Annotated in this window: 9 protein-coding genes and 1 tRNA gene; all 10 read right to left on the bottom strand. The window is 68.2% G+C overall.

What is annotated here, in order from left to right; genetic code table 11:
* Nucleotides 1-32 precede the first annotated feature (32 nt).
* Nucleotides 33-4,592, bottom strand: coding sequence for a DNA-directed RNA polymerase subunit beta' (gene rpoC, locus AC162C_RS03615; RefSeq protein WP_484096346.1), 4,560 nt, complete (start codon nt 4,590-4,592; stop codon nt 33-35).
* Nucleotides 4,593-4,703: 111 nt separating this feature from the next.
* On the bottom strand, nt 4,704-8,315 hold the full coding sequence (gene rpoB / locus AC162C_RS03610) for a DNA-directed RNA polymerase subunit beta (RefSeq protein WP_484096345.1): 3,612 nt from the start codon (nt 8,313-8,315) through the stop codon (nt 4,704-4,706).
* Nucleotides 8,316-8,554: 239 nt separating this feature from the next.
* On the bottom strand, nt 8,555-8,941 hold the full coding sequence (gene rplL, locus AC162C_RS03605; RefSeq protein ID WP_462973012.1) for a 50S ribosomal protein L7/L12: 387 nt from the start codon (nt 8,939-8,941) through the stop codon (nt 8,555-8,557).
* Nucleotides 8,942-8,946: 5 nt separating this feature from the next.
* Entirely contained in the window at nt 8,947-9,663 is a 717-nt protein-coding gene (gene rplJ / locus AC162C_RS03600; RefSeq protein WP_484096344.1) for a 50S ribosomal protein L10, read from the bottom strand.
* A 182-nt stretch (nt 9,664-9,845) separates the two neighbouring features.
* Entirely contained in the window at nt 9,846-10,586 is a 741-nt protein-coding gene (gene rplA / locus AC162C_RS03595) for a 50S ribosomal protein L1 (RefSeq protein ID WP_484096343.1), read from the bottom strand.
* Nucleotides 10,586-11,011 carry a 50S ribosomal protein L11 gene (gene rplK / locus AC162C_RS03590; RefSeq protein ID WP_484096342.1) on the bottom strand — a complete coding sequence of 142 codons (426 nt, stop codon included), beginning with the start codon at nt 11,009-11,011 and terminating at the stop codon, nt 10,586-10,588. Before rplK ends, rplA begins: the two co-directional genes overlap by 1 nt.
* Before the next feature lie 48 nt (nt 11,012-11,059).
* Nucleotides 11,060-11,593, bottom strand: coding sequence for a transcription termination/antitermination protein NusG (gene nusG, locus AC162C_RS03585; protein WP_484096341.1), 534 nt, complete (start codon nt 11,591-11,593; stop codon nt 11,060-11,062).
* 9 nt (nt 11,594-11,602) lie between these two features.
* Entirely contained in the window at nt 11,603-11,911 is a 309-nt protein-coding gene (gene secE, locus AC162C_RS03580; protein ID WP_484096340.1) for a preprotein translocase subunit SecE, read from the bottom strand.
* Between the two features lie 20 nt (nt 11,912-11,931).
* On the bottom strand, nt 11,932-12,093 hold the full coding sequence (gene rpmG, locus AC162C_RS03575; RefSeq protein ID WP_462973018.1) for a 50S ribosomal protein L33: 162 nt from the start codon (nt 12,091-12,093) through the stop codon (nt 11,932-11,934).
* 40 nt (nt 12,094-12,133) lie between these two features.
* A tRNA-Met gene (locus AC162C_RS03570) sits at nt 12,134-12,207 on the bottom strand.
* Nucleotides 12,208-12,225 lie beyond the last annotated feature (18 nt).

Here is a 12,225-nt window from a genome sequence, read left to right as displayed (position 1 = left end):
GAGGCTCGCGCCTCGCCCCGCCGTCCGGTCAGTCATTCCTCGTCGATCTCCGGCTCGGGCGCAGCGTCGGGCTCGAGCGCTTCCTCGTCGAGTGCGATCCCGAGCGAGGTGAGATCGAGATCGCCGTCTCCGATCTCCTCCAGTGCGGCGAGCAGCTCCGCCTCCGCCTGGCCGCCGAAGAGCGACACGGGGAGCGGCTCGGTCGGCTCGATCGTGATCCCGCGATACCGCTTGAGGCCGGTCGCGGCGGGGATCAGCTTCCCGATGATCACGTTCTCCTTGAGCCCGTGGAGGCGGTCGGTCTTGCCCTCGATCGCAGCATCGGTGAGCACCTTCGTCGTCTCCTGGAACGATGCGGCGGAGAGGAAGGACTCCGTCGCGAGAGACGCCTTCGTGATCCCCAGGATCAGCGGTTCGAACGTGGCGGGCTCGCCCTTCGCGGCCGCCACCTCGTCGTTGCGCGCCTCGACGGCCACGCGGTCGATGAGCTGACCTGGGAGCAGGTCGGTGTCCCCGGCGTTCTCGATGCGCACCTTCTTCAGCATCTGACGGACGATCAGCTCGATGTGCTTGTCGTGGATGTCGACGCCCTGCGACTTGTAGACCTTCTGCACCTCGCCCACGAGGTAGAGCTCCGTCGGCGTCGAGCCCTTCCCGTTTCGGGAGTGGTGCTCGAGCAACTCCGCGGGGTTGAGCGACCCTTCGTTGAGCGGGTCGCCCGCCTCGACCACATCGCCGGCATGAACCAGCAGGCGCGTGCGCCGCGGGAACGAGTACTCCTTCACGGGGATCGGCTCGCCGTCCTCGTCGAGCTCGTTCGGGACGACGGTCACCTTCACGGTGCGCTCCTCGTCCTCGATCTCGACCTTCCCGGCGACGTCGCTCAGGGTCGCCTGGCCCTTCGGCGTCCGCGCCTCGAAGATCTCGACCACGCGAGGAAGGCCGTGGGTGATGTCCGCCCCTGCGACACCGCCGGTGTGGAACGTCCGCATCGTCAGCTGCGTCCCGGGCTCACCGATCGACTGTGCCGCGACGATGCCGACCGCATCGCCGATCGACGCCATGTCTCCGGTGGCGAGGAACGTCCCGTAGCACGCCCGGCACACGCCGTGCTCGCTGCGGCACTTCAGCACCGTCCGCGCGGGCACGGAGAACGTCTCGGCGTGCTCCTCCAGCTGACCGACGAGCTCGAGGAGCCCGCGCATCGTCAGCTCGTCGCCCTTCGCGCCGAGCATCGTCTTCCCCGGCTTGCCGTCCTTGAGCGGCTTGAAGACGTCGGCAGCCAGGACGCGCCCTGCCGCACTGCGGTTCAACTGGCCGTCTGCCAGCACCGGCACCTCGACGAAGCCCTCGGTCCCGCAGTCCTCGTCGCGGATGATCACGTCCTGCGACACGTCGACGAGGCGCCGCGTCAGGTAGCCGGAGTCGGCCGTGCGGAGCGCGGTGTCGGCGAGGCCCTTCCGCGCACCGTGGGTCGAGATGAAGTACTCGAGCACCGTCAGGCCCTCCATGAAGTTGGCCTTGATCGGGCGCTCGATGATCTCGCCCTTCGGATTCGCCATCAGGCCGCGCATCCCGGCGAGCTGGCGGATCTGGTTGAAGGATCCGCGGGCACCGGAGTTGGCCATCATGAAGATCGGGTTCGTCTCGAACAGCGTCGCCTTCATCTCGTCGGCGACGCGATCGGTCGCCTCGGTCCAGATCGCGACGATGCGCTCGTGGCGCTCCTCCTCGGTCATGAGGCCGCGCTCGTACTCGGTCTCCACCTTCGCGACCTGGTCCTCGTAGGCGGCGAGGACGTCCTCCTTGCTCGGGGGCACGACGATGTCGTTCTTGGAGATCGTCACCCCCGCGGCCGTCGCGTAGCGGAACGCCAGCGTCTTGATCGTGTCCAACGTCGACGCGACGGCGTACGCGCCGTAGTCACCGACGAGCCGGTCGATCAACGTGTCGAGCTCCCGCTTCGTCAACGCCCCGTCGACCGTGAACGTCGGGTGTGCGTCGCCTCTGCTCGCGCGACGCAGCGAGCGATCGACCTCGGACTCGAAGATCACCCTGCCCGGCGTCGTCAAGCGGACCTCGCCGTCGTGTCGGAACTCGACCGGGTCCTGGAGCGCCACCTGGCCGGCGTCGAGCGCGAACTCCACCTCCTCCTCGGACTGGAACCGCGGGAGCCCGTCCTTGCCGAGCGCCTTGGCGAGCTCCGCCGTGTCGGTCGCGCGCAGGTCGTGCGCACAGTAGGTGAGGAAGTACGCGCCGAGAACCATGTCCTGCGTCGGCGTCGCCAGCGGGCGCCCGTGGGCCGGCGAGAGGATGTTGTTGGACGAGAGCATCAGCACGCGCGCCTCGGCCTGCGCCTCCGCCGACAGCGGGACGTGCACCGCCATCTGGTCCCCGTCGAAGTCGGCGTTGAACGCGTGGCAGACGAGCGGGTGCACCTGGATCGCCTTGCCCTCGACGAGCACCGGCTCGAAGGCCTGGATGCCGAGCCGGTGGAGCGTCGGCGCGCGGTTCAGGAGCACCGGGTGTTCCGCGATGACCTCCTCGAGCACGTCCCACACCTCGGGGATCATCGAGTCCACCATCTTCTTCGCGGCCTTGATGTTCTGCACCGACTTGCGCTCGACGAGCCGGCTCATGATGAACGGCTTGAAGAGCTCGAGCGCCATCAGCTTCGGCAGGCCGCACTGGTGGAGCTTCAGCTCGGGCCCGGCGACGATCACGGACCGACCCGAGTAGTCGACGCGCTTGCCGAGGAGGTTCTGCCGGAACCGGCCCTGCTTGCCCTTGAGCATGTCGGACAGGGACTTCAGCGGCCGGTTGCCCGGCCCGGTGACGGCCCGCCCGCGGCGCCCGTTGTCGAAGAGCGCGTCGACCGCCTCCTGGAGCATCCGCTTCTCGTTGTTGACGATGATCTCGGGGGCCCCGAGGTCGAGCAGCCGCTTGAGGCGGTTGTTGCGGTTGATGACGCGGCGGTAGAGGTCGTTGAGGTCGCTCGTGGCGAAGCGGCCGCCGTCGAGCTGCACCATCGGCCGCAGCTCGGGCGGAATCACCGGGACCGCCTCGAGAATCATCCACTCGGGCTTGTTCTCCGAGGTGATGAAGGCGCTCACGACCTTCAGCCGCTTGATCGCTCGCTGCTGCTTCTGACCCTTCGCCGTCTTGATCGTGTCGCGGAGCATCGTCGACTCCGCATCGAGGTCGAGGTCGCGCAGCAGGTCACGGATCGCCTCCGCACCCATCCCGCCGCGGAAGTACACGCCGAAGCCGTACGGTGAACCGAAGCGATCCTTGAGCTCCCGGAAGAGCTGCTCGTCGTTGACGACGAGCTTCGGCTCGAGCTCGCGGAACAGCTTCCACGTCTCCTCGAGGCGCCGGACGCCCTCGACGGCGGCCTCGCGTGCATCGTCGCGACGCGTCTCGATGTCGGCGACCATCTCGCGCACCTTCGCCGCCCACTGCGTGATCACGTCGAGGTCGTCCTTGCTGGCCCCCTCGACGAGGCAGAGGTCCTGAACCGCCTCGCGCAGGTCGTCCAGCGAGGCGGCGTGGTCGGCCGTCGCGAGCACGTCCGCGAGGAGCCCGTTGCCGATCTCGCGGGCGCGCTCGAGGGTCTTCGCGTCGACTCGCTCGACGCGGTCGGCGTCCTCGCCCTCGATCTCGGTGCCTTCGAGGAGCGACTCGACGATCTTGTTGAGGCGCTTGGTCAGGGCGCCCTTCTTCGACCCGGACTCCTTGTCGATCTCGGCCCGGAGCGAGTCGAGCGCCTCGTTCACCTGCTGCGCGGCGACGGCGACCGTCTCCACCTCGCGCGGCGCGAGCCTGCGGTCGTCACGCGTCGCCGACTGCCGGACGAGGTCGCGGATCTTCTTCGCATCCTCGAGCGAGATGCCCTTCGCCAGGTCCTTGAAGAGACCGCCTCCGAGCTCACGCAGCTCGTCGAGCGGCGTCAGCCCCTGATCCTCGGCCCAGTTCGAGAGCCCCCGTGCCCAGAACTCGTCGTCCTCGTCGAACCCACGGTCCTTGCCCGCCGCGAGGTACTGGCGCCGACGGTTGAGACGACCCTCGAGGGCCGTGAGCTGCTCGTCCCGGTCGAGGTAGATCTGCTCCGACTCGGCGCGCACCTTCTCCTCGAGGTCCGCGAGGTCGGCGGCGCGCTTCTCCTCGTCGACGCCGGTGACGATCGAGGCGGCGAAGTAGAGCACCTTCTCGAGCTCCCGCGGAGCGATGTCGAGGAGGTAGCCGATGCGACTCGGGACGCCCTTGAAGAACCAGATGTGCGACACGGGCGCAGCGAGGTCGATGTGCCCCATCCGCTCGCGCCGTACCTTCTGCCGTGTCACCTCGACGCCGCAGCGCTCGCAGATGATGCCCTTGTACCGCACGCGCTTGTACTTGCCGCAGTAGCACTCCCAGTCCTTGGTCGGGCCGAAGATGCGCTCGCAGAAGAGCCCATCGCGCTCGGGCTTCAGCGTCCGGTAGTTGATCGTCTCCGGCTTCGTCACCTCGCCCATCGACCAGTCACGGATCTGCTTCGGTGAGGCCAGTCCGATCTTGATCGCGTCGAAGTCGTTGATGTCGATCTGTGCCAAGTCCCTGTCTCCTTCGGCGCCGGGTCGTACACCCGCCGCCCGTCACGCGGATTGATCCTCTAGTCGCCCTGCCTCACGTGCACACCGCCGCCCACTCCGTGTGGCCGCCGGTCAGTCCTCGGTGTCCCGCTCCGGCGCCTCGTCGAGCTCTTCGAGCTCGCCCTCGGCTACCGCCGCCTTCAGCTCCTCGTCGTTCGCGACGAGGAGGTCGCCGTCGGCGCTCTCGCTCGCGCCCTCCTCGACCTCCTGCGCAGACGGGTTCGCCGCCGCCGCCCGCATCGTCGCCGCCGAGAGATCGATCCCGAGCTCCTCGGCCGCCCGCAGCAGCTCGTCGTCCTCCTCGCGCACCTCGACCTCGCGCCCCTCGTCCGAGAGCACGTGGACGTCGAGCGCGAGCGACTGCATCTCCTTGAGCAGCACCTTGAACGACTCGGGGATCGACGGCTCGGCGATGTTCTCGCCCTTGACGATCGCCTCGTACGCCTTGACGCGGCCGATGGTGTCGTCGGACTTGATCGTCAGCATCTCCTGCAGCGTGTACGCAGCGCCGTACGCCTCGAGCGCCCAGACCTCCATCTCGCCGAAGCGCTGCCCACCGAACTGGGCCTTCCCTCCGAGCGGCTGCTGCGTCACGAGCGAGTACGGCCCGGTCGAGCGCGCGTGGATCTTGTCGTCGACCAGGTGGAGCAGCTTCAGGATGTACATGTAGCCGACGGTGACCTTCTGGTCGAAGGGCTCACCGCTCTTGCCGTCGTAGAGCTGCACCTTGCCCGAGCAGCGACGGCCGGCCGGACGCGACATGTCGACCTTCATCGCCACCGGGGTGTCCGACGAGGTCGCCCACGCGACGAGCGCCTCGTCCACGTCCTCCTCCGTCGCGCCGTCGAACACGGCGGTCGCGACCGCCCGCGGGTCCGGGGCGTTGATCGGGGCGCGCGGGTTCACGGGCGCACCGTCCTCGAAGACCCCGTGGGCGGCAGCCCAGCCGAGGTGCGTCTCCAGGATCTGGCCGATGTTCATGCGGCTGGGAACGCCGAGCGGGTTCAGCACGACGTCGACCGAGCGGCCGTCCTCGAGGAACGGCATGTCCTCCTCGGGCACGATCTTCGCGATCACGCCCTTGTTGCCGTGGCGCCCCGCGAGCTTGTCGCCCTCGGCGATCTTCCGCTTCTTCGCCACGTACACGCGCACGAGCTCGTTCACCCCCGGCGGCAGGTCGTCGCCGCCGTCGCGCGAGAAGGTCTTGACGCCGATCACCTTGCCGCCTTCTCCGTGCGGCACCTTGAGCGACGTGTCCCGGACCTCGCGCGCCTTCTCCTTGAAGATCGCGCGGATCAGCTTCTCCTCCGCCGTCAGCTCCGTCTCGCCCTTCGGCGTCACCTTCCCGACGAGCAGGTCGCCGGAGCCGACCTCGGCTCCGAGGCGGACGACGCCGCGCTCGTCGAGGTTCGCCAGGGACTCCTCCGAGCGGTTCGGGATGTCCCGCGTGATCTCCTCGTCGCCGAGCTTGGTCGACCGCGCGTCGATCTCGTACTCGTGGATGTGGATCGAGCTCAGGACGTCGTCCTTCACGATCCGCTCCGACAGCACGATTGCGTCCTCGAAGTTGAAGCCCTCGAACGGCATGAACGCCACGAGGAGGTTCGCCCCGAGGGCGAGCTCGCCGCCGTCGGTCGAGGAGCCGTCGGCGATCACCTCGCCTGCCCTGACCTTGTCGCCGAGCTTCACGACCGGCTTCTGGTGGATCAGGGTGCCCTGATTCGAGCGCATGAACTTCGTCAGCTCGTACTCGTCGCGTGAGCCTCTGCCCTCGATCACGATCCGGCCCGCATCGACGTCGATCACCGTGCCGGCGTGCTGGGCGAGGACGACGTCGCCGGTGTCCACGGCCGCCCGGAACTCGAGCCCTGTGCCGACGAGCGGCGCTTGGGGGATCATCAGCGGCACGGCCTGGCGCTGCATGTTCGCGCCCATCAGCGCCCGGTTGGCGTCGTTGTGCTCGAGGAAGGGGATCAGCGCTGTCGCGACCGACACGATCTGTGCCGGCGAGACGTCCATGTACTCGACGTCCGAGGGGGAGGCGACGACCGCCTCGCCCGCCTGCGAGCGGCAGAGCACCTGGTCGTTCAGGAACTTGCCCGTCTTCTCGTCGAGCGGCTCCGATGCCTGGGCGATCGTGTACTGCGCCTCCTCGGAAGCGTCGAGGTAGAGGATCTCGTCGGTCACCTTGCCCTTCGCGACGACCCGGTAGGGCGTCTGGATGAAGCCGAACTCGCTGACCGTCGCGAACGACGCGAGGGATCCGATGAGCCCGATGTTCGGGCCCTCCGGCGTCTCGATCGGGCACATGCGCCCGTAGTGGGTGGGGTGCACGTCGCGCACCTCGATCGGCGCCCGCTCACGCGTGAGCCCTCCGGCGCCGAGCGCGCTCAGCCGGCGACGGTGCGTCAGACCGGCGAGCGAGTTCGTCTGGTCCATGAACTGCGAGAGCTGCGAGGAGCCGAAGAACTCCTTCAGCGCCGCAACCACGGGCCGGATGTTGATGATCGTCTGCGGCGTGATCGTGTCGACGTCCTCGGTCGTCATGCGTTCCCGTACGACCCGCTCCATGCGGTAGAGGCCGACCCGGAACGCGTCCTGGATGAGCTCGCCGGTGGTGCGGAGGCGCCGGTTGCCGAAGTCCTCGTACTCGTCGAGCTCGCCGCGGATGGGATCGCGCCCGAGCACGGCGGCCTCGGCCGCGTAGTCCTTCGTGTCCTCCGGGACGCCGAGCTTGCCGGGAAGCGCCACGAGGCGGCGCACGAGCGCGAGGATGTCCTCGGTCGTGAGCACCCGTGTGTCGTCGGGCACCTTCACGCTGAGTCGCTGGTTGAGCTTGTAGCGCCCGACCTTCGTCAGGTCGTAGCGCTTCGGGTCGAAGAAGAGCGACCGCAGCAGGTTGCGCGCGTTGTCGAGCGTCGGCGGCTCCCCGGGGCGCTGCTTCTTGAAGACCTCGATCAGGGCCTCTTCCTCCCGGGTGGAGGGGTCCTTCTCGAGCGTGTTCTGGATGTATGCGCGGGACGGCTCGTCGAACAGGGCGAGGATCGCCTCGTTCGTCGAGGTGTCGAGCACGAAGCCCGTTGTGGGGTCCTCCTCCGGGAGCGCACGCAGGAGCGTGGTGATCGGAAGCTTCCGCTTGCGGTCGATGCGCGCGTAGACGATGCCCTTCTTGTCGATCTCGAGCTCGAGCCAGGAGCCACGGGACGGCATGAGGTTGGCCGTGAAGACCTGCTTCGTGGCGTCCTTCGGCTCCATCAGGTAGGCACCCGGGGAGCGGACGAGCTGCGTCACGATCACGCGCTCGGTGCCGTTGATGATGAAGGTGCCGTGCTCGGTCATCATCGGGAAGTCGCCCATGAAGACCTTCTGCTCGCGGATCTCGCCGGTCTCCGTGTTCACGAAGCGGACGACCATCGAGAGCGGGGCCTGGTACGTGAGGTCCTTCTCCCGGCACTCCTGCAGCGTGAACTGCGGCTCACCGAACTCGTACTCGCCGAACTCCACCGCCAGGGTGCCGGTGTAGTCGGTGATCGGCGAGACGTCGTCGATCGTCTCCCGGAGCCCCTCCTCGAGGAACCACCGGAAGGAGGCCTTCTGGATGTCGATGAGGTTGGGGAGGTCGAGGATGTGCTTCAGGCGCGAGAACGTCTTGCGCGCGCGCGGCGCGACAGCAGTGCTGCTCAAGAACAGCCTCCCTTAACGGCGTGCAGTGGTAACGACAGGCAGGGTCGTAGAGCGCTTGCTCGGCGGAACAGACTATGGTACAGGACGCACGCACTCCACCGCAACCGCCGGCTGCGGTGGAGACGTCCTTCGGAGATCCTACCGTACGGCCTTCGACGCGTGCGGTCGGCGCGGTACCCAGCGGCCCCGCGCCGACCGGTTGCTCCGACGGTGACCCGTCCTCCTCAAGCTCCGAGGAGCTACTTCAGCTCCACGGAGGCCCCGGCCTCCTCGAGCTCGGCCTTCAGCTTCTCGGACTCCTCCTTGTTCAGGGCCTCCTTGATCGCGTTCGGGGCCCCGTCCACGAGGTCCTTCGCCTCCTTCAGGCCAAGCCCGGTGGCAGCGCGGACGACCTTGATCACCTGGATCTTCTTGTCGCCGGCAGCGGTGAGCACGACGTCGAAGGAGTCCTTCTCCTCCGCTGCGCCTGCCGCGGCCTCGCCTCCCGCCGGCATCCCGGCGGCGACGGCGACCGGAGCGGCGGCGGTCACGCCCCACTCCTCCTCGATCGCATTCTTCAGCTCGACGAGCTCGAGCACGGTCATGCCGCCGAGCGTCTCGAGCACGTTCTTCACGTCGGTTGCCATCGTTCCTACTCCTCCTCGGTCTCGGTGTCGTTCCCGGTCTCGGGCTCGCTGTCGGCGCCGTCGGTCGCGGCGCCGTCACTCGCCTCGGCGATGACCGCCTCCGGCTCGTCCTCCTCCTCGTCCTCCTGCTCCTGCTCCTGCTCTTCGTCGGGCGCGGCCTCGGACGACGTCGCGTCGACGGCCTCGCCGGTCTCACCGCTCTCGCCGAGCTGGGCGATGCGGGCGTCGATCAGGCCGACGAGATCCCGCAGGGGAGCGTTCACCAGCGCGACGACCTGCGTCAGCGGCGCGAGGATCACGCCGACCAGCTGCCCCTTCAGCACGTCGATCGGCGGCAGCTTCGCGAGCTGCTCCACGTCGGCCTGGTCGAGTTGCTTCCCCTCGAACACGCCCCCGCGGAGCGACAGGACCTTCGTGTCCTTCGCCGTGTCGGACAGCGCCTTCGCGACGGCGACCGGGTCGCCGCCCGTCTGGAGGAACGCGATCGCCGTCGGGCCCTCCAAGAGCGCGAGCACCTGCTCGGCACCGGCCGCCTCTGCGGCCCGGCGGGTCAGCGAGTTCTTCACCACCGTGAGCCTCGCTCCGTGCTCACGGAGCTTCGAGCGCACATCGGCGAGCTGCGCGTTCGTCAGCCCGCGATAGTCGACGACGAGGAGCGACTCGGCCTCGCGCAACCGTTCGGCCAGCTCCTCGACGACACGTTCCTTGTCCGATCTCTGCACTCTGCACCTCCTCTCGTCATCGTCCAAGCCCGCCTGCGGCGGGCTCGGACTGAGGTGCAGGCGCGATGCCTGCCCGACGGTTCGAGGCCGCCTCGGCCGGTCCTCTGCCCCGCCTCGCGACACGTCTCGCGAAGGCGTCGGCTGCCGGCTGTCTGTGGCGACGGGCGCGTTGATCGGGATCTCTAGGCCGGGACGGCCTCCTGCTCGGCGTCGTCGAGGTCTTCGACGATGTCCCTCGTCCGGGACGGGTCGATGTGAAGACCTGGGCCCATCGTCGTCGTCAACGTGATGCCCTTGATGTAGCGACCCTTCGCCGCGGCGGGCTTCGCCCGGACGATCTCCTCGATCAAGGTCGCGTAGTTCTCGAGCAGCTTGCGCGCGTCGAAGCTCTTCTTGCCGATCGGCAGGTGCACGTTGGCCCCGCGATCCGTGCGGTACTCGAGCTTGCCCGCCTTCGCGTCGGTCACCGCCTTGCCGATGTCGAACGTCACGGTGCCCGTCTTCGGGTTCGGCATCAGCCCCCTCGGCCCGAGCACGCGCCCGAGCTTGCCGACGTTGCCCATCTGGTCCGGGGTCGCGATCGCGACGTCGAAGTCGAGGAAGCCGCCCTCGATCTTCGTGGCGAGATCCGCCGAGCCGACGACGTCCGCGCCCGCCTCCTCCGCCTCGCGTGCCTTCTCGCCCTCCGCGAACACCGCGACACGCACGTCCTTGCCGATGCCGTGGGGGAGCATGATCGTGCCACGCAGCTGCTCGTCGGCATGCCTGACGTTGAGGCCGAGCTGGAAGTGCACCTCCACGGTCTCGTCGAACCGCGCCCCCTCGAGGCTCTTGAGGGTGACGACCGCCTCTGCGGGAGAGTAGAGCCGCTCGCGATCGATCGCGGCGCGGGCCGCTGCGTAGCGCTTGCCGTGCGCCGCCATCAGCTCTCCACCTCCACGCCCATGCTGCGGGCGGTCCCCGCGATCACGAGCATCGCCGCGTCGATGTCGTTCGCGTTCAGGTCCGGCATCTTCGTCTCCGCGATCGCCCGCACCTGCGCCTTCGTCAGCGTCCCGACCTTCGTCCGGTTCGGCTCTCCCGAGCCGGTCTCGATGCCGAGCGCTTCCTTGATCAGCACCGCCGCCGGCGGGGTCTTCGTGATGAACGTGAACGACCGGTCTTCGTAGACCGTGATCTCCACCGGGATGATGCGCCCGTTCTCGTGCGCGGTCTGCGCGTTGAACGCCTTCGTGAACTCCACGATGTTGACCCCGTGCTGGCCCAGCGCGGGGCCGACCGGGGGCGCAGGGTTCGCCTGTCCACCCGGGATCTGGAGCTTGATCAGTGTGAGGACTTTCTTCGCCATGTGCGTGAGTGCATGCGGGGCTGCCCGCCCCTCCTCCCGTCTTGTCGGTTAGTCGATCTTCTTCACCTGGTCGAACCCGAGCTCGACCGGGACCTGGCGCTCGAAGATGTCGACGAGCACCTTCAGCTTCTGCTGATCGGGGTTGACGTCGACGATCTCACCATCGAAGTCCGAGAGCGGGCCGGACGTCACCTTGACCGACTCGCCGAGCGTGAACTCGACCTGCGACTTCGGCGCCGGCGCACCGACGGCCTGACCGTGGTGGAGAATCCTGTCGACCTCGCCCTGCGCGAGCGGGACGGGCTTCGCCCCGGCGCCGACGAAGGCGGTGACCCCGGGAGTGCCCTTGACCACCGTCCACGCCTCGTCGCTCAGATCCATGTTGACGAGGACGTACCCCGGGAGGACGCGCTTCTCGGTCTGCACCTTCTGCCCGTCCTTCGTCTCGATCACCTGCTCCGTCGGCACGACGACGCGCCGGAAGCGATGCTGCTGCCCCATCGACAGGATCCGGTGCTCGAGATTCTGCTTCACCTTGTTCTCGTGACCCGAGTAGGTGTTGACGACGTACCACTGGAACATCTGGATCTCCTACTGACCGAGAAGGACGTCCCGGACGAACGGCCGCAGTGCCTGGTCGACGCCCCAGAGGTATGCGCCGACGATCGCACACGCGATGATCACGACGATCGTCCCCTGGATCACCTGCGGTCGGGTGGGCCACTCGACCTTCTTCAGCTCTCCGACGGACTCGCGGATGAACCCGCCGCGGCGCGGGCCGTGGGCCGGAACGGCGGCGGCAGTGCCACCCTCGACGGCCGGCTGCGCGGCCGGCTCCCGCGTCGCGCCCCCTTCCGCGCGCCGGGCCTCCCGGCGCTGCCGTCTCGTCTCGCCTGCCATCGTCCCGTTGTGCCCCGTCGTTACCGCGTCTCGCGATGGGCCGTGTGCCCACCGCACCAGCGACAGTACTTCCGGAACTCCACGCGGTCGGGCGAGTTCCGCTTGGACTTCTGGGTCTGGTAGTTGCGCCGCTTGCACTCCGTGCAGGCGAGCGTGATCGCGACTCTGACTCCGGTGGCCATCTCTCTGCGTCTCTCGTGGGATCGATGCTTCGGCGGGAGGTAGCGGCGGTAGGACTCGAACCTACGACACGCGGATTATGATTCCGCTGCTCTAACCAACTGAGCTACGCCGCCCCGAGGCACCGAAGCATA

The organism is Gaiella sp., from assembly GCF_057140465.1.
Note: the sequence above shows the minus strand (reverse complement) of the source record. Positions and strands in the feature narration are given on the sequence as shown.

What these genes read in the sequence shown, in the direction of transcription:
- nusG (WP_484096341.1), bottom strand. Translation starts at nt 11,593, where the DNA reads ATGTTCCAGTGGTACGTCGTCAACACCTACTCGGGTCACGAGAACAAG.
- rplL (WP_462973012.1), bottom strand. Translation starts at nt 8,941, where the DNA reads ATGGCAACCGACGTGAAGAACGTGCTCGAGACGCTCGGCGGCATGACC.
- rpmG (WP_462973018.1), bottom strand. Translation starts at nt 12,093, where the DNA reads ATGGCCACCGGAGTCAGAGTCGCGATCACGCTCGCCTGCACGGAGTGC.
- secE (WP_484096340.1), bottom strand. Translation starts at nt 11,911, where the DNA reads ATGGCAGGCGAGACGAGACGGCAGCGCCGGGAGGCCCGGCGCGCGGAA.
- rplA (WP_484096343.1), bottom strand. Translation starts at nt 10,586, where the DNA reads ATGGCGGCGCACGGCAAGCGCTACGCAGCGGCCCGCGCCGCGATCGAT.
- rplK (WP_484096342.1), bottom strand. Translation starts at nt 11,011, where the DNA reads ATGGCGAAGAAAGTCCTCACACTGATCAAGCTCCAGATCCCGGGTGGA.